The organism is Paenarthrobacter sp. Y-19 (assembly GCF_029223985.1).
Classification (GTDB): domain Bacteria; phylum Actinomycetota; class Actinomycetes; order Actinomycetales; family Micrococcaceae; genus Arthrobacter; species Arthrobacter nicotinovorans.
In genome coordinates, this window is the sequence record NZ_CP119414.1 from 2,395,193 (window position 1) to 2,415,066 (window position 19,874).

Here is a 19,874-nt window from a genome sequence, read left to right on the forward strand (position 1 = left end):
TAAGAAGTTACCTTTTTTTCGGATGAAATAGCTTAGTTAAGTTCGGTCAGCGTATCGCTGAGACGAACCAGCTCGTGGTCGTGCGATGCAACCAGCACCGCGATGCCGTCGCTGGTGGTGTCCTTCAGGATGCCAATGATGCGGTTGGCGGCGGCCCGGTCAAGGCTTGCCGTCGGTTCGTCGACCACCAGAACGCGGGTGCCAAGGATCAGGGCCCGGGCGATCGCCACGCGCTGGCGCTCACCGCCGGAGAGCTGGGCCGGGCGGTGGCGCATTCGGCGCCCAAGGCCCACGAGGTCCAGGAGGTCCTTCGCCATCTCCGTGCGCTGTTCGACTTCGCCGTCCGGGACAGCGGGCAGCAACACGTTCTCCAAGGCGCTCATGCCATCGATCAGGGCACCGCCCTGGTCCACGTAGCCGATCAGTGCACGGCGGCGGTCCGCGATTTCGTCGTCGCCCATGGCGTCCAGCGGCTGGCCCTCCCAGAAGACCTTGCCCGACGTCGGCAGCGTCAGTCCGGCGCTGACCGTGAGGATACTGGTTTTGCCGGAGCCGCTTCGGCCCGCGACACAGTGCATCTCACCGGCGTGGAGGGTCAGGTTGAAGTCGTCGACGACGTCGACTTCCTCAGCACCGCCCTTGTCACCGCCGTAGTGGATGGTGACCCTGCTCAGCTCCAGCGGGGTTGCGTGGTCAGCGGCCCTCACGATGGTGTTGGCCCTGGTCTGCAGCGACTCTTCCGTGGATTCCGGGGTGGCCGTCAGCTCGGGGTTGAGGTTGTCAGTCATTTGACTACTTTCGTTGCAATGGGAATCCAGCAAATTACGGCCAGCAGACCGGCGAGCCCGGCCCACAGGGCTGCGTAGGGGGCCAGGAGCAAACCAAGCCCCAGGGCACCGAGGACACCCAAGGGAAGTGCCACTGTGCCGACAAGTGCGTTTTCGAAGAACCGGACCTGGCCCAGCATGTCCGGGTTCCAGCCCATGGCCCGCAAGGTACCAAGGTATTCCCGCTTGGCATGGAGCTCGAACCTGCCGGTGACCAAGGTCAGCAAGAGACCGACCACGACTCCGAAGACAGCGAGGATCACGCTTGGCAAAGCGATGCTGGCCGCGGCCAGGCCACTGAGGGCGCTGGCACCTGCCGCGCGGGGGATGTCGATCAACAGCGCGATCAGTGCACCCACTGCGGCGCCAAACACGCCCACGGCGACAGCGAGGGAGATGGAGTTGAACCGGTTTGTGGTCAGCTGCCTGTTGGCGAACGTCAGGGGTGAGTCAACGGTGACCAGTCGCTCGTCGTGCTGGGGTTCCTGGTCTATCACCACACGGTGACGCAGCTGCTGAGCCGCCAGGAGGGCTGCGGCACTGTAGATGACCAGCATGGTCACCGACACAATGACGGTGGCAATATTCCAGCTCAGGAGGCTGAGGATGACGCCTGCAGCAGCCAGTGCCGCAGCGCCTACAGCGAACTCTTCCAGCACCCAGGAGCGGATGCGCTTCTGGGTCCAGCCCATGGCGCGCAGGATGCCGGCCTCGCTTCTGCGCTGGCGGATATAGCTGACAGTGGACGCTCCCGTGAGGAGCGTGGCACCGAGCAACGTCAGGAACAGCAGCGTGATGTTGGTTCCGGTCAGGGAGCCGGAGACGGCGTCAGCCGCATTCTGCCGGACCCATGACTGCTGGACGGTGCCCAGCGGAGACTCCTTGCCGGCGTCGTCCTTGCTGTATCCGGGTACGAAGATGTTGGCGTCTTCGCGGGCGGAGCCGGCCACGACGGTGGCTTCCAGACCGAGTTCACGGATTTGTGCTGCCAGCTTCTCGACCTCGGGCTGGGCGGTCTTCCAGTTGCCGGTGGCGGATGCACGGACCCGCACTGCGTCAATGACGTTGGCGTTGGAGTCGTAACCGCGGGCAGCCGCAAGACCGTAGTAATCGGTGATGGCGCCCGCGGACTGGCTGACGAGGCCCGTCGCGCTGAGTGAGGGCTTGAGTTCCTTGCCCTCGACGTCTTTGCCTTCTGCGTCCTTGGTCAGGCTCATGGGCGTGGGGTCGTATCCGCCCAAGGGGAGCTTGTTGACATCGCCGGCCGCAGCCTGGACCGCGGCGGGGTCAAAGGTGCCGTAGACCATGGGCAGGGGTGCCGCAGGCTTCTTGCCTGTCTCAAGGTCTTCCCGGTAAGAGCGCTCGTCCACGGGCTTGCGCTGGGTCTGGTCCACGGCAGCGCCGAAGGAGGACTTCTCGGGCAGGCGGTTGACGGTTACCCAGTCCCCCGGCGTCGCGCTCTTGTCGGAGGCACCATTGGCAGCTTCGTCGCCGTCCTTGTACTGCGGGGCGGCAGCGAAAGCAGTGCTCCAAGTAGCGGGGTTGTAGAGTCCCTGGCTGAAGGCAGCGGTGCTGCCCAGCAACTGGCTGTGGTCAGTGGAACCGGGCCATTCAAGGGCGAAAGGGGACTTCGAAACGAAGGGCAGGTAGTCCTTGTCCAAGGACTTGGTGACAGTTCCTACGTCCTTGACCACTTTCCCGCTGGCGTCCAGTTCCTCGATCTTCACCGAGTACTTCAGGTCCAGGGACGTGCCCGTCCGCACGATCAACGGAATGGCCTTCGAATCAGCGGTCAGGAGTCCGTCACGCTTTGCCTGCTGGTACTGCGTCATGAGCGGCGCCCAGTACTTGAGCTTCACGCCGAGGAAGTCGGGTCCTTCTTCCAACTGGTCCATGGTGAGGCCCGTGGTGAAAAGGCTTTCGAAGTGGCGGCCGATGGCGCCGGCGTCGCGTGCGTCTGCAGGCGGTGCCTTCTCCAGCGGTGCCAGGAAGTCGCCTGCGGAACCCAGCAGTGCCCTTTCAGAGGCGGGATCGACGGCGACGACGGACTCGGTCACCTCGGGTGCCATGGGAAGCGCTACCGAGAGATTGAAGAGGTTGTGCTCGGAGCCGAGTGCGGGTGCCGGGAACTTGATGCCGGTCTCGCCATCGGGGCCGGCGATCCGGACGTTGCTTCCGCCTGCTGCCTGCTCCTGCACCAGGCGGCCCTTGCCCAAGGTGCCCTCGGCGCTGGTCTTGAAGAGTGTTTGCTCCTTGACGCCGTCAGAGCTCGTGGCGGACGCGGTCAAGCGGTACTTCTTGGGAGAATCAGAAAACACCGACTCCGCGGCGGGCCACTTGCTGGCATCCATGGCAGAGGGGTCCCCTGCCGTCACGGCTCCGGCGAGTCCTGCGTTGTACCCCAGGTAGTCCATCGCGTTCAGGCGCGGAGCTTCAAGGTTCTGGGACACCCGCGAGACAAGGCTGATGGGGGCTGCCACGGCGGTCTGGCCCATGCCCCGGATTTTCTCCAACTGGTCGAAGCTGATTCCGCCCTGGCCGTTGGCGATTTCCGGCTGGATCAGGGAACCACCGTCGTCCTTTTGTGACTGGTCAGGCTTGGCCTGGACCAGGATGTCGTAGAGTCCCCGCGAGTTCTCGTCCACTGTCCGGTTCAGAGCCGCCTGCGACTGGCTCTGAACGAGGACGGACAAGCACATTGCGACGATCAAAATGGCCGCGGTCAGCAGCAGCACACGGCTTCTGATGAACCTTTGGACGGCGTTCATTGGGCTCCCTGAGACCTTGATTGCGGGCGCGCACACATTGTCCGGTAATCCTGAAAAAACACAGCGGAATACCGGGCTGGGTGTGCTGAAAGTTGTGGCCGGCCTGCTGCCGGGTCCGAATCCCGGACCCAGCCATTGTAAGCAGACCGGCCACTTCTGCGTGCCAAAGGTGTGTCGCCGGCACGCGGACTTCAGCTGATGTGGATCAGTCCTAGTCCTCCAGGTCCACTTCGCGTACCATGTCTGCGCCAATGCCGGCCTTGATGGCTTCGAGCACCTGCTGCGGAACTGAGCTGTCGATGGTCAGGAGGGCCAGAACCTGGCCGCCTTCAGTCTGGCGGGCAACCTGCATGCCACCGATGTTGATGTTGTTCATGCCGAGGATGTGGCCGATGGTGCCGATGACACCGGGGCGGTCGGCATAGGCCACCACCACGAGGTGCTCGCTGATGGGGATTTCGACGTCGTAGCCGTTGACGCCTACCAGCTTCTCGACCTGCTTGGGACCGGTCAGGGTGCCGGCCACCGAGATCTGCGAACCGTCACTGAGGGCACCGCGGATGGTCAGGACGTTGCGGTAGTCCTCAGCCTCCGGCGTGGTGATGAGCCGGGTGTTGATGCCGCGCTGCTCGGCGATGACCGGTGCGTTGACGTAGGAAACCTGCTCCGTGACAACATCGGCGAACACACCCTTCAGGGCTGCCAGCTCAAGAACCTTGACGTCCAGGGCAGCGATCTCACCGGCAACTTCGACGTCGATCTGCGTCAGCGAAGCGTGGGTGAGCGCAGTGAAGATCCGGCCCAGCTTTTCGATCAGCGGGATGCCCGGACGGACATCGGAGGCAATAACGCCACCGGCAACATTCACGGCATCCGGCACGAGCTCACCGGCGAGGGCCAGGCGGACGGACTTGGCGACTGAAACGCCGGCCTTCTCCTGGGCTTCGTCGGTGGATGCGCCGAGGTGCGGGGTGACTACGACGTTGTCGAGTTCGAAGAACGGCAGGTCGGTGCTGGGCTCCTTGACGAAAACGTCCACGCCGGCGCCTGCGATCTGGCCTTCCTTCAATGCGAAGTAAAGCGCTTCTTCGTCAATCAGGCCGCCGCGGGCAACGTTGATGACATAAGCGGATTCCTTCATCTTGCGGAAGGCGTCGGCGCCGAGCATGCCTACCGTTTCCGGTGTCTTGGGCATGTGGATGGTGATGAAGTCAGCGTTCTCCAGAAGTTCATCCAGCGTGACCAGCTTGACGCCCAACTGCGCCGCCCGGGCAGAGGTGATGTAGGGGTCATAGGCAAGGATTTCGGTTTCGAAGCCCTGGAGCCGTGCTGCCACCAAGGCGCCGATGCGGCCCAGGCCGATGATGCCGATCTTCTTCTCGAAGAGTTCGATGCCGGTGTACTTGGAACGCTTCCATTCGCCGTTCTTCAGCGCCGCGCTGGCCTGCGGAATGTGGCGGGCGAGGCTGAGGATGTGACCCACGGTGAGCTCCGCGGCCGAGACGATGTTGGACGTCGGCGCATTGACCACCATGACGCCGGCCTGCGTCGCGGACTTGATGTCCACGTTGTCCAGTCCTACTCCTGCACGGGCGATGACCTTGAGGTTCTTCGCTGCGGCAATTGCCTCGGCGTCCACCTGGGTGGCAGAGCGGACCAGGATGGCATCGACGTCGGCGATGGCAGACAGCAGCTGGGAACGGTCGGCACCGTCGGTCTGGCGGATTTCAAAATCCGGGCCCAATGCCTCGACTGTTGCGGGCGAAAGTTCCTCAGCGAGGAGGACTACGGGTTTGCTGGCTGACACGGGGTGGCACCTTACTTTGGACAACTTGGGACAGAACTGGACAAGGAGCGGATGCATGGCCCGGGGCACGGCGCCGGGACCAGCCCAGAATATCGAATCCGGGCCGTGTTTCCGGTGCCGGCGAGGGATGTTACGGCCGGACCGGAAGCGATGTGAAGAAGTTCACAGCACCACCGGGAGTGCAATTCGGTGGAGAAACGGTGCTGGAAACGGCGACGCCCGCCCGGCTGAAACTCGCCGGACGGGCGTCGCTGCTTAATGCTGGTGCAGTGCTGCTGCCACGAGGGGCAATCAGCGGGCTGCGGAACCTTCGACGTAGTCGGCGTCCTGCTGCTGCCAGGAGAACAGTGAACGCAGCTCGCGACCAACTTCTTCGATCGGGTGCTTCTCGGCCTTGGCGCGGAGTTCCTTGAACTCGGTTGCGCCGTTGTCCTGGTCGTCGATGAAGCGCTTTGCGAAAGCACCGTTCTGGATGTCCGCGAGGACAGCCTTCATGTTTTCCTTCACCTCGGGGGTGATGACGCGGGGACCGGAGACGTAGTCACCGTACTCGGCGGTGTCGGAAACGCTCCAACGCTGCTTGGCGATGCCGCCCTCCCACATGAGGTCAACAATGAGCTTGAGCTCGTGGAGAACCTCGAAGTAGGCGATCTGCGGCTGGTAGCCGGCTTCGGTGAGGGTTTCGAAGCCGTACTGGACGAGCTGGGAAACGCCACCGCAGAGAACAGCCTGCTCGCCGAAGAGATCGGTTTCGGTCTCTTCGGTGAAGGTGGTCTTGATGACGCCTGCGCGGGTGCCGCCGATTGCCTTGGCGTAGGACTTGGCCAGGTCCCAAGCGGAACCGGAAGCGTCCTGCTCGACGGCGATGATGTCCGGGATGCCACGGCCGGCTTCGAATTCGCGACGCACAGTGTGCCCCGGTGCCTTCGGGGCGATCAGGATGACGTCAACGCCGGCCGGTGCTTCGATGTAGCCGAAGCGGATGTTGAAGCCGTGGGCGAACGCAAGTGCCTTGCCCTCGGTCAGCTTGTCCTTGATGGAGTCGTTGTAGATTGCGCGCTGGTGCTGGTCCGGCGCCAGGATCATGATGACGTCGGCCCATTCGGCGGCGTCGGCTACGTTCTTGACCGTGAAACCTGCGTCTTCGGCCTTGGCGGTCGACTTCGAGCCGTCCTTGAGTGCAATGACAACCTCGACGCCGGAATCGCGCAGGTTCAGTGCGTGGGCGTGGCCCTGGGAGCCGTAGCCAACGATGGCTACCTTGCGGCCCTGGATGATCGACAGGTCTGCGTCGTCGTCGTAGAACATTTCAGTCACTTGCGTAACTCCTCTTGAGTGGTTTTTCGTAGATATTGATGTGGTGCTGCGGTTCTGGACGCAACGCTCGGCGGGACGGGCCAACGAAATCCACTGACCCATCGCGCCTGGTTTTACGCGGAGCGTAGCGCCCTGTCACTCATGGAGCGGGATCCCCGTCCAACGGCCAAGGTGCCGGACTGCACGATTTCACGGATGCCGAACGGCTCGAGCACTGACAAAAGTGCTGCGAGCTTCTCGGGGGTACCGGTTGCCTCGATCACCAACGAGTCTGTGGACACGTCGACGACAGCGGCACGGAACAGGTCTGCAGCCTGGGTAACCTGCAGACGTGTCGCGGCATCCGCACGTACCTTGACCAGGATGTGGTCACGCTGTACGGAAGATTCGGAAGTCAGCTCCACAATCTTGATCACGTTGACCAGTTTGTTGAGCTGCTTGGTGACTTGCTCGATGAGATCGCCGTCGGCATCGACGACGACCGTCATGCGGGACATCCCGGGAACCTCGGTGGGGCCCACAGCAAGTGAATTGATGTTGAACGCGCGCCGGGCGAAGAGGCTGGCCACGCGGGTCAGCACGCCGGGCTTGTCTTCGACCAGAACGGACAATGTGTGACGGCTCATGTCTAGTCCTCCTCTTCCCATTCCGGGGTCATGTTGCGGGCAACCTGGATCTGGTCATTGCTGACGCCCGAAGGCACCATCGGCCACACCATCGAGTTGGGGCTCACAACGAAGTCGATGACCACCGGGCGGTCATTGATCTCAAGCGCCTTCTGGATGGTGGCGTCGATGTCCTCGTCACGCTCACAACGCAAGGCTGCACAGCCATAGGCATCCGCCAGCTTGACGAAGTCCGGAATCCGGACGGTGTCGTGGCCGGTGTTCAAATCGGTGTTCGAGTAGCGGCCCTCGTAGAACAGGGTCTGCCATTGGCGGACCATACCCAGCGAGGAGTTGTTGATGATGGCCACCTTGATGGGGATGTTGTTGATGGCGCAGGTAGCCAGTTCCTGGTTGGTCATCTGGAAGCAGCCGTCTCCATCAATGGCCCAGACCACGCGGTCCGGCTCGCCGACCTTGGCACCCATCGCCGCGGGAACCGAGTAGCCCATGGTGCCGGCACCACCGGAGTTCAGCCAGGCATGCGGGCGCTCGTACTTGATGAACTGGGCGGCCCACATCTGGTGCTGGCCAACGCCTGCAACGTATATGCCTTCCGGACCCGTGAGTTCACCAATGCGCTTGATGACGCGCTGCGGGGCGGACAGTCCGTCTTCGGGCTCCGTCCAACCGAGCGGGTAGGTCTCGCGCAGGTTGCCCAGGAAGGCCCACCATGCATCGAGGTCCGGAGCACCGCTCTGCTCGAACTGGGTCTTCACAGCCTCCGTGAGTTCCGGAATGATTTCCTTGACCGAACCCACGATCGGGACATCGGCCGTACGGTTCTTGGAGATTTCCGCGGGGTCGATGTCGGCGTGAATGACCTTTGCAAAGGGTGCGAAGGTCTTCAGGACACCTGTCACGCGGTCATCGAAGCGGGCACCCAGGGTGATCAACAGATCTGCCTGCTGGAGGGCGGTGACCGCGGAGACCGAACCGTGCATGCCGGGCATGCCGACGTGTTGCGGGTGGGAGTCCGGGAACGCTCCGCGGGCCATGAGGGTGGTGACCACGGGAGCGCCGGTAGCCAGAGCGAGTTCCATCAGTTCTGCAGATGCGTGGCCCTTGACCACGCCGCCGCCCACGTAGAGAACAGGCTTGCTGGATGCTGCGATCAGCTTGGCCGCTTCGCGGACCTGCTTGTTGTGCCCGCGGACCACGGGACGGTACCCGGGCAGATCCACTTTCGGTGGCCACGAGAACGTCATCTGGCCGACCTGGGCATCCTTGGCGATGTCCACCAGGACCGGACCGGGCCGGCCGGTGGATGCCAGGTGGAAGGCTTCGGCCATGACGTGCGGAATGTCGTTGGGGTCGGTCACCAGGAATGAGTGCTTGGTGATAGGCATCGTGATTCCCACGATGTCCGCTTCCTGGAAGGCATCGGTGCCGATGACTCCACTGGCGACCTGGCCGGTGATGGCCACCATCGGCACGGAGTCCATGTGGGCATCCATGATGGCGGTAACGAGGTTGGTGGCACCGGGTCCCGAGGTGGCGATGCAAACGCCAACCCGTCCGGTAACCATGGCGTAGCCTTGCGCGGCGTGGCCGGCTCCCTGTTCGTGACGGACCAGGATGTGATTCATGCTGGAGGCCATCAAGGGGTCATAGGTGGGCAGGATCGCGCCACCGGGCAAACCAAAAATATCGTCCACGCCGAGTTCTTCGAGCGAACGGACAATTGCTTGCGAGCCGGTCATCACCGTCGGGGGTACAACGGTGTTCGGCCCAAGTACAGGAGAGAGAGGTGCAGCAGAATCGACGACGACGGACTCCGCCGATCGGTCGACCTTTTCCGGAGCTTTGTGGGCTCCAGCGGACTTTGCAGCCATCAGCGAGGGGCTGATCGGCGATCCTTTGCTCATCGGACTCTTCCTTAGTGGATCTTCAATGGGTGGGTCTTGGGAATAAAAAAACCCCTCAGCCTTGCGGCTCTTCGAGGGGTTTGCGCGTGACGGTTCGTTACCAGTCGGGCTAAGCCACGCGCTTGGTAAGGACGACGACGCCGACGGTAACGAATGTGATCATGCGTTCAGTGTTCCCTCAAAGTGAGATACGTGTCAATTGACCACTATCGTATCTCACTATTTGGACAGCGATGTCCGCCTGCCGGACTCCGCCCCATTGCCGGAGCGGAGTCCAAGACAGGAAATTATCCGCAGTAAGCTCCCGTGGAAGCACTGTGGACCAGTTTTGCGTACTTTGCCAGCACACCCTTGGTGAACTTGGCGGGCAGCGGCTGCCAGCCCTCCTTGCGGGCTTCGAGCTCCGCATCATCAACCAGGAGGTCGAACGAACGGGCAGCGATGTCGACACGGATGCGGTCGCCGTCCTGCACAAAGGCGATCGGACCGCCGTCGACGGCTTCCGGCGCAACGTGGCCGATGCACAAGCCGGTGGTGCCGCCCGAGAAGCGGCCATCAGTCAGCAGCAGCACGTCCTTGCCCAACCCCGCGCCCTTGATGGCGCCGGTAATGGCAAGCATTTCGCGCATGCCCGGGCCGCCCTTGGGGCCCTCGTAGCGAATGACCACAACGTCGCCCTTGTGGATCTCGCCATTATCCAAGGCCGTCAGGGCGCCCTGCTCGCGCTCGAACACACGGGCGGTTCCCTCGAAGACGTCGGCATCGAAGCCGGCGCTCTTGACCACAGCGCCCTCCGGCGCCATGGATCCGTGGAGGATGGTGATGCCGCCGGTCTTGTGGATCGGGTTGTCCAGCGCGCGGAGGATCTTGCCATCCAGATCCGGCGGGTTGATGGAGGCGAGGTTCTCGGCGAGGGTCTTGCCGGTGACGGTGAGGCAGTCGCCGTGCAGCAGCCCGGCGTCGAGCAGCGCCTTCATGATGACCGGCACGCCGCCGATCTTGTCGACGTCGGTCATGACGTAACGCCCAAAGGGCTTCAAGTCGCCGAGGTGCGGAATCTTGTCCCCGATGCGGTTGAAGTCATCCAGCGTCAGTTCGACCTCTGCCTCACGGGCGATCGCCAGCAAGTGCAGCACGGCGTTGGTGGAACCGCCGAACGCCATGGTCACGGCGATGGCATTTTCGAAGGCCTTCTTGGTCATGATGTCGCGCGCGGTGATGCCCAGGCGCAGCAGGTTGACCACCGCTTCGCCGGACTTGCGCGCAAAGTCATCACGACGGCGGTCTGCCGACGGCGGTGCCGCCGAGCCCGGGAGGGACATGCCAAGGGCTTCGCCGATGCACGCCATGGTGTTGGCCGTGTACATGCCGCCACAGGCGCCCTCGCCGGGACAGATGGCCTTTTCGATGCGGGTGAGGTCCTCCATGCTCATCTTCCCGGCGGCGCAGGCACCCACCGCTTCGAAAGCGTCGATGAGGGTGACTTCCTTCTCCGAACCGTCTTCGAGCTTGACCCAGCCCGGCATGATCGAACCGGCGTAGAGGAACACCGAAGCGAGGTCCAGGCGGGCGGCCGCCATGAGCATCCCCGGGAGGGACTTGTCGCAACCGGCCAGCAAGACCGAACCATCAATGCGCTCGGCCTGCATCACGGTCTCCACGGAGTCGGCAATGACTTCGCGGGAGACGAGCGAGAAGTGCATGCCTTCATGGCCCATGGAAATGCCGTCCGATACGGAGATCGTGCCGAACTGCATCGGGAAGCCACCGCCGGCATGGACGCCTTCCTTGGCGCCCTGCGCGAGCCGGTTAAGGGAGAGGTTGCAGGGGGTAATTTCGTTCCACGAGCTCGCGACACCAATCTGGGGTTTGGCAAAGTCGTCATCGCCCATGCCGACGGCGCGGAACATGCCACGGGCGGGAGCGGCATGAATGCCATCGGTGACGACCCGGCTGCGGGGTTTGATGTCCGGCGTGTTGTCTGTAGCAATGTTGGTGTCGGTCATGGTCCAAAGTCTATGTGCACCTGGTGGCGCCAGCGCTTCTTCCCCGCCGGGTTAAGCCCGAACCGGCAATTATTGCGGAAACCCGGCACATGTGGAGTTGCGCCGGCGGCTCAGGTGTCGCCCGCCTGGCGGGCGATCCCGGCAGCCTCAGCCTGGAGCATCTCCAGCACGCCTGCAATCGTGGCCCGTGCGGCCACTTCCTGCCGCGACAGGGCGACGATGCTTCTGCTCGCCTTTACTCCCGTGAGCGGACGGAGGACCAATCCCTTCCGTGCACTGGCGCGGGCCGTATAGCGGGGAAGGAGGCAGATTCCGTGGCCTGCCCCCACCAGTGCTTCAAGGACCCTCAGGTCCGGATACCGCTGGCCGCGCGTGGCGTGCTTGCCTGCATGGACTTCGATTTGCCGAAGGACCGCGTCAAAGGGGAATCCCTCAGGAACGCCGATCCAGGGGTGGTCCACCACGTCCTCCGGAGTCAACCGCGCTTTGGACGCCAGCGGGTGCCCGGCAGGCATGGCAACGTCGAGTGCTTCCTCCAGCAGCGGGACTACCGCTAGTCCCGGCCGGGCAAAGACCTCGGGCCCATCCACGCTGTGCGCCAGCACGATGTCATAGTCGGCCACCAAAGGAGCAAAATGTGCCGTTCCCGGATCCTCGAAATGGGCATCGAAGCCCAGTCCCTCCACAGCGGCTACACGATGCAGCATTCCCGGCAGCAGCATTTCCGCCGCACTTGGAAAGAATGCCGCTGAAACATTGGTCTGCCAGCCTTTCCGGTAGCTGTCGACGGTGGACTCAGCGCGGGCCATGGCTGTAGCTATTTCGGCGGCTGCAGCAGCCATGGCGTGTCCGGCCTCAGTCAGCTGCACTCCCCTGCCGGCCTTTTCCACCAGGGTCACGCCCAATTCGGCCTGCAGTGTCTTCAACTGCTGGGAAACGGCGGAAGCAGTGACATTCATGGCATCTGCGGTGGCGCCCACGCTTTGGCGATCAGCCAGCTCCCGCAGAATCTGCAGCCTTTTGAAGTCCATGCAGCCAGACTAGGCGACGGGCAGGAATTCCTTCCAAAGAATTTGCCGCCCGACCTTCCTCAGTAATCTGATCAATTCCGGGGACCGGCCGGCCAAAAGCTGGACAGCCCAATAGCAGGCACGTAACGTCTGAAATACCACGTACTGCACCCCTGTGAGCAGAAGGGCACCCGCCATGGATTGGTTAATTTGGGTCATTGTCATTGTTTTGGTCGTCGCGATTCTTTGGTGGCTCATGAGCCGCAACAAAACCTCGAATACCACCGCTAGCCCGGCTCCCGCAGCAATGGAGTCCACCAATACCGGAACCGTACCGGATCCGGGTGCGGTGACTGCGGGAGTCGCCGGACTGGCCGGCGTAACCAACCTTGGCAAAGCAGCTGCCGAGGGCAGCGGACCAACCGCTGACGAGCCGCTCAGGGAAGAAGAACGCGCAGACGAAGAACGCGCAGACGAACCACGCCCCGACGAAACAGCAGTTGAACCTCACGGCGAGACAAGTGAACCTGCCGTTGGTGAGGCCGGCGTTCGCCCCGGGGCCTCCGATGAATCCGCCGACGTGCAAACCGACGGGCAAACCGACGTGCAGAAGGCCGCAACACCCGGTCTGACGGTCGAGGAACCGGTCATTGCAGCCCCGGTTGTCGAAGAGCCGGTGGTGGACGAACCGGTAGTGGATACCGACGCCAGGTTGCACACTGCCGACGCCGGCGACGTTGACGACTGGCAGGAGGCGCCCGCCGTCGAGGTCACCGCTGACGACGTCGCCAGGGCCGATGACGCAGCCGACAAAGCCGAGTGGGAATCATCGTGGACTGACGCTGCAGGCGCACCGGTCCATCACGAGGAGTACACTGCTCCGCACTCCCCCACACTCCCCGGTGCCGAGACCGCAGCCGGCGAAGACACCGTTGAAGACACCACAGCTGAAGAAGCCACGACTGAAGGCTCTGCGATCGAGGAAACCGGCCCGTCCGGACACCTTGCCGCGGAGGAGCCCTACGGAACCGGTTCGTCCAGCACGCAGCGCGAAGGCCATCCCGTCAAGGCAATTGCGGCGACCATGACGTATCACGATGAGGACGCCGCCGACTACAACGACGTCGAAGCGGACGTTTGGTTCGAATCCGCAGCCCATGCTGAGGCAGCCGGATTCCGTCCGCCCCGGCGCAGCAGGCACTGATCCGGCCATCCGCGGAATCCGTCGCTTCAGGAGCAGCACACAGGCATGGGACACCAAGGCGCAGGAAAAGGCTTCACGGGAGGACAACGGCTTGTGGCGGCCGGCCATGCGTTTGTGTTGGCAGTGGCACTTTCAGCCTGCACCGGAGGCACCTCCTCGCCCGGCACCGCGGCCACCCCGAATCCGGCCGGCTCCGGATCGAGCCGGACGGGGCAGGCCGCACCGCCGGCCCCTGAGGTCCTGCAAAAGCTCGACGTCGGGCTCCAGCTGCCATGGTCCGTCGTCTTCCTGCCGGACGGCACCGCCGTAGTGTCCGAACGGGATTCGGCGCGGCTCGTGGGGATCAAGGACGGCCGCGCGACCCCGATAGCCGAGGTACCCGGCGTCGTTCCCGGCGGCGAAGGCGGATTGCTGGGACTTGCCGTGTCGCCGTCTTTTGTCTCCGACCGGTGGCTCTATGCCTATCTGACGTCGGCAACTGACAACCGGATTGTCCGGATGCAACTCAAGGAGGATGCCGACGGGCCCTCGGGGCTCGGCACACCGGAGGTCATCTTCCCTGGAATCCCGAAGGCATCGACCCACAACGGAGGACGTATTCGTTTCGGTCCGGACGGAATGCTCTATGTCGGCACCGGGGACTCCCAGCGCAGGGAGCAACCGCAGGACACGGATGCCCTGGGTGGCAAGATCCTCCGCCTGACCCCGGAGGGGCGCCCCGCGCCGGGTAATCCTTTCGGTGACAATCCTGTGTACAGCTATGGGCACCGGAACGTCCAAGGCCTGGCCTGGGACGCCGAAGGTAGGCTGTGGGCAAGCGAGTTCGGCCCTGACGTGGACGACGAACTGAATCTCATCCTCCCTGGCGGCAATTACGGCTGGCCTCTGGTGACGGGGGCGCCGGGCCGAAGCGGCCTGACCGATGCGAAGGTCGTCTGGCCCTCGACGTCCGAGGCGTCGCCGAGCGGGCTGGAAATAATCAACGGCGTGGCTTACACCGGCGCCCTTCGCGGCCAGCGGCTCTGGGCCGTTCCCCTCGATGGCCCAACGGCAGGAACCCCTGTGGCTTATTTCACAGGCGGGTACGGCCGCTTGCGTGACGTAGCCCGCGCACGGAACGGCGATCTATGGGTGCTCAGCAACAACAAAAACCCCGACTTCGCGCTGATTTTGCGGAGCCAACCATGATGCGCGGCAAGTGCCCCGGCTCGATTTCGCACTTCGGGCCAAGTCGTGTAGAGTTACTTGTCGTTGCGGAGATCGCCGGGGAAGGAAACGCCCCACGGATGATCGAAATCAACAGCTGCACCTCTAGCTCAACTGGCAGAGCAATTGACTCTTAATCAATGGGTTCCGGGTTCGAGTCCCGGGGGGTGCACCACTGAAAGACCCTGGAGTGAATTCACTCCAGGGTCTTTTGTTTTTCCTCAGGAATGCCATCCCGCGCCGTGCGCAGCTTCACTTTGAGCGTGGTTTTGAATCCGCGAATTGTGGTGTAGAGTTATTTGTCGTTGCGGAGGTCCGCAAGGAATGCGAATTCCCTCGAAGACCGAAACAATAGCTGCACCTCTAGCTCAACTGGCAGAGCAATTGACTCTTAATCAATGGGTTCCGGGTTCGAGTCCCGGGGGGTGCACCAAGACAAAAGGCTCCGGATCGTTCACACGATCCGGAGCCTTTACTTTTTTGACTGGCAGGAATTGCCGGCAGGGAAAGGCCCTTGCCGGTTTTGAATCAGGCCTGCGGCACGTCGCTTTCGACTTCCTGGGATTCCTGCTCGGGAGCGGGCAAGCCCGCAAGCCCCCGGACAACAATCCGGAGTTCCTCACGCAGCCTCGCTGTATCCACAGCGACAGGCGACAACACTTCCTGCTCCAGCTTCACAGCTTCCGCAAGGGCTGCGCTACCGGCCTCCGTCAGGGTGACCACGTGGCTTCTGCGGTCCGAGTCGCTGCGTTGGCGTGTAACGTGCCCGTGCAGCTCGAGCCTGGCAAGGGTGGTCCCCATGGTCTGGGCTTTGACCCTCGCAACTTCAGCCAAAGCCGCCTGGGTAATTGCACCCTTGGCTGCAAGTACTTGCATGGCAATGACCCCGGCGTGGGTAAGGCCGATGGACTTCAATTTTTCGTTCCACGAGATTTCCACCAGGCGTGCAGCTGTCGAAAGCAGTCGGGTAGTGGGCCATCTCTCCATATCTGGCATGCCGACAGTATATGCGCGCAAGAGCCGGGGACGTGGCTTCTGCGGTCTAAACTGGGAAATCGCGACCAAAAGCAAGGAGCATATTTTGGCTGAACGACTTATCCCCGGCGACGTTGCACCGGACTTCACCCTGCAGGACGCCTCGGGCGAAAACGTCAGTTTGTCCGACTTCCGGGGCCGAAAAACCATCGTCTACTTCTACCCGGCCGCCTCTACTCCCGGATGCACCAAAGAGGCTTGTGACTTCAGAGACACTCTGGGTTCCCTGCAAGCGGCCGGCTACGAAGTTGTTGGAGTCTCCCCCGATTCCGTGGACGCCATCGCCAAATTTGCGGCGGAAGAGCAACTCACCTTCCCGCTGCTGTCCGACCAGGAGCACACCGTCGCCGACGCCTACGGGGCATGGGGCGAAAAGAAAAACTACGGCAGGACCTACCAGGGGCTGATCCGCTCCACCATCGTGGTTGACCCCGATGGCAAGGTTTCCCTGGCCCAGTACAACGTCCGCGCCACGGGCCACGTAGCCAAGCTGCGCCGGGACCTCAAGCTGGACGGGTAACGGGTACACTGGAGGCCGTATATGGCATCGGGCGCCCGAAGGGGGCCTGAATGCCGGCCAGCGCGAGTGGTGAAATTGGCAGACACGCAGGATTTAGGTTCCTGTGCCTTCGGGCGTGGGGGTTCAAGTCCCCCCTTGCGCACAAGAGTCAAGAAGGACCGTGGCCATGGGCACACGGAGCACCCCCGGTTGCAGAGCCGGGGGTTTTTCCTCAAGCAGCGGGGACAGCTACCTGAATAAGCGCTGGGAAGTGCGTTCGGGACGTTCAACTAGACTGGAATGTGGTCTGGCCTAAGCCGGCCGTGGCATTTCAACCGGCTTGAGGGGACAAGAGTGGCAAGCAGCAAAATGCGGAGCCTGACCGTGCAGTTGCTCAAGGTGGGCTCTGTTTTTGCAGTACTGGGGCTGGCGGCATGTACAGGAACGCCTGGCCCCGCGCCGTCGTCGTCTACCGGAAGCTCAGCCCCGGCCGAGCCGGCGGCCACCTTCAACTTCGGCACGGCGTCGATGCCCTTGGGCCTTGACCCTGCCATGACGGCCGATTCCGAGTCCTACCGTGTAACGCGCCAGGTCCTTGAGGGACTGGTTGGTGTTGACGGATCAACCGGAGACACCACTCCCCTGCTGGCCACGGAGTGGAAAGACAGCAACAACGGTCTGACCTACGACTTCACCCTCCGCTCCAAAGTCACCTTCCACGACGGAACACCTTTCGACGCAACCGCAGTGTGTGCCAACTTCAACCGCTGGTTCAGCTTCCCTGCCGATCTCCGGAAGCAGGCACCGGGAATCTCATTCCAGGGCGTTTTCAAGGCCTATTCGGACGAGCCCGTCTTCTCCATCTTCAAGGACTGCAAGGTGGTCTCACCCACTGACGTCCAAATCAACCTGACCAGGCCCTTCACCGGGTTCCTGCAGGCACTGACGCTTCCGGCCTTCGCCATTTCTTCCCCCGCCGCCCTGGAAGCGCAGCGCGCCAACGTTCTTGACCAGACCCGGAACGGCCAGGCAGTTTCTGCCTACGCGAGCCACCCCGTGGGGACCGGTCCCTACCAATTTGGAACCTGGGACGAGAACAAGATCACCCTCCAAAGCTACAAAGGCTATTGGGGCAACAGGGGCCAGATAGCCACCATCAATTTCATCCCTTACGACCGCGCCGAGACACGGCAACAGGCTCTTCTGGATGGCAAAATCGACGCCTACGACCTCGTGACGCCGGCAACCTTCGACCAACTCGTCAAGAAGGGTGTCCAGATCATCCAACGGGACCCGTTCTCCGTGATGTACCTGGGCATCAACCAGGCAGTGGCACCCCTGGACAAGCTGGAGGTCCGCCAAGCCATTGAAATGGCCGTGGACAAAGAATCCCTGATCCGCAAGTTCTTCATCGACAACACTGCCCAGGCGTCCCAGTTCGTGCCGCCAAAGCTCAGCGGCTTCAACAACAACGCCCCTTCGCTGGGATACAACCCTGAGAAGGCCAAACAGCTTCTCGAGAAGGCCGGCTACAAGGGTGAGGAACTGAAGTTCTACTATCCGTTGAATGCCACGCGGGCCTACATGCCCACTCCCGAGAAGATCTACGCCGAAATCAGCCGTCAGCTGGTTGCCGTTGGCCTCAACATCAAACCGGTTCCCATTGACTGGGAAAACGGCTACCTCCAAAAGGTCCAGTCCGCCGGGGACCGTGGGCTGCACCTGCTCGGATGGAACGGCTCGTATGCCGATGCCGACAACTTCCTGGGGCCCCTCTTCGGCGAAAGCCGGGCGGAGTTCGGCTACACGGACTCGGAGGTCTTCCACAAGATCGAAAGGGCACGCGCCATGCCTGAGGGCGATGACCGCAATGCCCAGTACCAGGCCATCAATGCCGAGATTGCCGCGTCCGTGCCGGCAGTCCCGATCGCCTTCCCCATCTCGGCACTGGCGTTGTCCAACAAGGTGGAAAGCTACCCCGCTTCACCGGTCCTCAACGAAGTTTTCACGAACGTCCGCTTAAAGCCTTGACGATTCCCCACAATTTCAGTATCGGGTCTGCACGGGGATATTCTGTGACAGCCAGTGCCGCCGCTAACGGAGATTGATCGTGACCTTCATTTCCAAGACTCAACATGCCGACGTCGTCCTTATTGGCGGCGGAATCATGAGTGCCACCCTCGGTGCGTTCATCAAGCAACTTGAACCCACCTGGACCATCTCCCTGTTCGAACGACTCGACGAAGCGGGGCTCGAGAGCTCTGGACCGTGGAACAACGCCGGCACCGGACACGCTGCCCTGTGTGAGCTTAACTACTCACCGGCAGCCAAGGACGGTTCCGTGGATCCTTCCAAGGCCCTCCACATCAACGAGCAGTTCCAGCTCTCACGCCAGTTCTGGTCCCACTTGGTGGACAGCAAGGTGATCGGATCGCCCAAGGGCTTCATCAACACCGTTCCGCACATGAGCTTCGTCATTGGCGAGGACCACGCGAAATTCCTCAAGACCCGCTACGAGGCCCTCAAGCCCAACACGCTGTTCCGCAGCATGGAGTACACCGAGGACCAGGACCAAATCGCCAAGTGGGCACCCCTGATCGTCAAGGGCCGTGACCGCAAGCAGCGTGTCGCCGCCACCCGCGCAGCGGAAGGCACCGACGTCGATTTCGGCGCCCTGACCCGCGAGCTGACCGGTTACCTGCAGGGCAGCGGGGCCGAGGTCAACTACGGCCACGACGTCACCAACATCAACCGCGCAGCAGGCGGCGGCTGGGATCTGTCCATCAAGCATGCCAAGTCCGGCGAGCACGGCCGTATCCACGCCAACTTTGTCTTCGTTGGCGCCGGCGGCGGTGCGCTCCACCTGCTGCAGGCCTCGGGCATCCCGGAAAGCAAGGGCTACGGCGGATTCCCCGTATCGGGACAGTTCTTCCGCTGCACCGATGATGCCATCACCTCCCAGCACAGTGCCAAGGTCTACGGCCAGGCCTCGGTCGGCGCTCCCCCGATGTCCGTACCCCACCTGGACACCCGCTTTGTGGACGGAAAGCGTTCCCTCCTGTTCGGTCCTTACGCCGGCTTCTCCACCAACTTCCTGAAGACTTCCAGCTACCTTGACCTTCCCCTGTCCATCCGCCCGGGGAACATCATCCCCATGCTGGCAGTGGCCAAGGACAACATGGATCTCACGGCCTACCTCATCAAGGAGGTTGCCAAGCGGCACGAAGCCAAGGTGGAATCGCTGCGCGAGTACTACCCCGAGGCCGTCGGCAGCAACTGGGAACTGATCACTGCCGGCCAGCGTGTACAGATCATCAAGAAGCATCCCCAGAAGGGTGGTGTCCTGCAGTTCGGCACCGAGGTCATCGCCTCCCGCGACGGCTCCATCGGCGCCCTCCTCGGTGCATCGCCTGGAGCGTCCACGGCTGTGCCGATCATGATCGAACTCCTGCAGAAGTCCTTCCCCAAGAACTTCAAGGGATGGCAGTCCAAGCTCAAGGACATGATGCCGGGCTACGGCGTCAAGCTCAATGAGAACCCGGACCTTGCCGCCGAACTGGAGGCCAGCACAGCCAGGTCCCTGCAATTGGAAGTGGCCAACGCCGTCCAGGGCTAGGCCACACCCCGGGGCTGCGGCCGGTTCCCGTCAGACGAATCGTTTC

At 62.6% G+C, this 19,874-nt stretch carries 14 protein-coding genes and 3 tRNA genes; 8 read left to right on the plus strand and 9 right to left on the minus strand.

What is annotated here, in order from left to right; translation table 11 throughout:
- Positions 1-32 precede the first annotated feature (32 nt).
- The 8 genes from PYR64_RS11260 to PYR64_RS11295 form a co-directional block, all read right to left on the minus strand.
- Positions 33-788, minus strand: a complete 756-nt coding sequence (locus PYR64_RS11260) for an ATP-binding cassette domain-containing protein (protein WP_018776256.1) — start codon at positions 786-788, stop codon at positions 33-35.
- On the minus strand, positions 785-3,595 hold the full coding sequence (locus PYR64_RS11265; RefSeq protein ID WP_018776257.1) for an FtsX-like permease family protein: 2,811 nt from the start codon (positions 3,593-3,595) through the stop codon (positions 785-787). Before PYR64_RS11265 ends, PYR64_RS11260 begins: the two co-directional genes overlap by 4 nt.
- Before the next feature lie 211 nt (positions 3,596-3,806).
- Entirely contained in the window at positions 3,807-5,402 is a 1,596-nt protein-coding gene (gene serA / locus PYR64_RS11270; protein ID WP_275775259.1) for a phosphoglycerate dehydrogenase, read from the minus strand.
- Positions 5,403-5,693: 291 nt separating this feature from the next.
- The gene (ilvC, locus tag PYR64_RS11275; RefSeq protein WP_018776259.1) at positions 5,694-6,719 is read right to left on the minus strand and encodes a ketol-acid reductoisomerase; all 1,026 of its coding nucleotides are present in this window, start codon (positions 6,717-6,719) and stop codon (positions 5,694-5,696) included.
- Between the two features lie 113 nt (positions 6,720-6,832).
- Positions 6,833-7,345: an acetolactate synthase small subunit gene (gene ilvN / locus PYR64_RS11280; RefSeq protein ID WP_011775174.1), complete on the minus strand. Its 513-nt coding sequence runs from the start codon at positions 7,343-7,345 to the stop codon at positions 6,833-6,835.
- Positions 7,346-7,347: 2 nt separating this feature from the next.
- Positions 7,348-9,252, minus strand: a complete 1,905-nt coding sequence (locus tag PYR64_RS11285; protein ID WP_018776260.1) for an acetolactate synthase large subunit — start codon at positions 9,250-9,252, stop codon at positions 7,348-7,350.
- A 287-nt stretch (positions 9,253-9,539) separates the two neighbouring features.
- A complete protein-coding gene (gene ilvD, locus PYR64_RS11290; RefSeq protein ID WP_018776261.1) occupies positions 9,540-11,258 on the minus strand; it encodes a dihydroxy-acid dehydratase in 1,719 nt (572 codons plus the stop codon).
- A 110-nt stretch (positions 11,259-11,368) separates the two neighbouring features.
- The gene (locus PYR64_RS11295; protein WP_055972224.1) at positions 11,369-12,289 is read right to left on the minus strand and encodes a LysR family transcriptional regulator; all 921 of its coding nucleotides are present in this window, start codon (positions 12,287-12,289) and stop codon (positions 11,369-11,371) included.
- A 175-nt stretch (positions 12,290-12,464) separates the two neighbouring features.
- Here PYR64_RS11295 and PYR64_RS11300 point away from each other — a divergent pair, with 175 nt between their 5' ends.
- The 4 genes from PYR64_RS11300 (at position 12,465) to PYR64_RS11315 (ending at position 15,111) form a co-directional block, all read left to right on the plus strand.
- Positions 12,465-13,472 carry a hypothetical protein gene (locus PYR64_RS11300; protein WP_275775267.1) on the plus strand — a complete coding sequence of 336 codons (1,008 nt, stop codon included), beginning with the start codon at positions 12,465-12,467 and terminating at the stop codon, positions 13,470-13,472.
- A 45-nt stretch (positions 13,473-13,517) separates the two neighbouring features.
- Positions 13,518-14,660 (plus strand): PQQ-dependent sugar dehydrogenase, encoded by a 1,143-nt coding sequence (locus tag PYR64_RS11305; protein WP_275775269.1) that lies wholly within the window; start codon positions 13,518-13,520, stop codon positions 14,658-14,660.
- A gap of 117 nt (positions 14,661-14,777) precedes the next feature.
- Positions 14,778-14,853, plus strand: a tRNA-Lys gene (locus PYR64_RS11310).
- A gap of 182 nt (positions 14,854-15,035) precedes the next feature.
- Positions 15,036-15,111 (plus strand) — tRNA-Lys (locus tag PYR64_RS11315).
- Positions 15,112-15,206: 95 nt separating this feature from the next.
- Here PYR64_RS11315 and PYR64_RS11320 read toward each other — a convergent pair.
- Positions 15,207-15,674, minus strand: coding sequence for a MarR family transcriptional regulator (locus PYR64_RS11320; RefSeq protein ID WP_026266909.1), 468 nt, complete (start codon positions 15,672-15,674; stop codon positions 15,207-15,209).
- An 85-nt stretch (positions 15,675-15,759) separates the two neighbouring features.
- On the opposite strand from PYR64_RS11320, the gene bcp reads away from it, so the two are divergent.
- The 4 genes from bcp (at position 15,760) to PYR64_RS11340 (ending at position 19,828) form a co-directional block, all read left to right on the plus strand.
- Complete coding sequence (gene bcp, locus PYR64_RS11325; protein WP_018776266.1) at positions 15,760-16,233, plus strand: thioredoxin-dependent thiol peroxidase; 474 nt, start codon at positions 15,760-15,762, stop codon at positions 16,231-16,233.
- 60 nt (positions 16,234-16,293) lie between these two features.
- Positions 16,294-16,375 (plus strand) — tRNA-Leu (locus PYR64_RS11330).
- A gap of 206 nt (positions 16,376-16,581) precedes the next feature.
- On the plus strand, positions 16,582-18,243 hold the full coding sequence (locus PYR64_RS11335) for an ABC transporter substrate-binding protein (RefSeq protein WP_189076844.1): 1,662 nt from the start codon (positions 16,582-16,584) through the stop codon (positions 18,241-18,243).
- A gap of 79 nt (positions 18,244-18,322) precedes the next feature.
- Positions 18,323-19,828, plus strand: a complete 1,506-nt coding sequence (locus PYR64_RS11340) for a malate:quinone oxidoreductase (RefSeq protein WP_018776268.1) — start codon at positions 18,323-18,325, stop codon at positions 19,826-19,828.
- Positions 19,829-19,874 lie beyond the last annotated feature (46 nt).

Excerpts from the sequence above, each read along its gene's own strand:
- PYR64_RS11260 (WP_018776256.1), bottom strand. The coding sequence starts at position 788 with ATGACTGACAACCTCAACCCCGAGCTGACGGCCACCCCGGAATCCACG.
- PYR64_RS11300 (WP_275775267.1), top strand. The coding sequence starts at position 12,465 with ATGGATTGGTTAATTTGGGTCATTGTCATTGTTTTGGTCGTCGCGATT.
- PYR64_RS11285 (WP_018776260.1), bottom strand. The coding sequence starts at position 9,252 with ATGAGCAAAGGATCGCCGATCAGCCCCTCGCTGATGGCTGCAAAGTCC.
- PYR64_RS11295 (WP_055972224.1), bottom strand. The coding sequence starts at position 12,289 with ATGGACTTCAAAAGGCTGCAGATTCTGCGGGAGCTGGCTGATCGCCAA.
- PYR64_RS11305 (WP_275775269.1), top strand. The coding sequence starts at position 13,518 with ATGGGACACCAAGGCGCAGGAAAAGGCTTCACGGGAGGACAACGGCTT.
- PYR64_RS11265 (WP_018776257.1), bottom strand. The coding sequence starts at position 3,595 with ATGAACGCCGTCCAAAGGTTCATCAGAAGCCGTGTGCTGCTGCTGACC.
- ilvN (WP_011775174.1), bottom strand. The coding sequence starts at position 7,345 with ATGAGCCGTCACACATTGTCCGTTCTGGTCGAAGACAAGCCCGGCGTG.
- PYR64_RS11335 (WP_189076844.1), top strand. The coding sequence starts at position 16,582 with ATGCGGAGCCTGACCGTGCAGTTGCTCAAGGTGGGCTCTGTTTTTGCA.
- ilvD (WP_018776261.1), bottom strand. The coding sequence starts at position 11,258 with ATGACCGACACCAACATTGCTACAGACAACACGCCGGACATCAAACCC.
- PYR64_RS11320 (WP_026266909.1), bottom strand. The coding sequence starts at position 15,674 with ATGCCAGATATGGAGAGATGGCCCACTACCCGACTGCTTTCGACAGCT.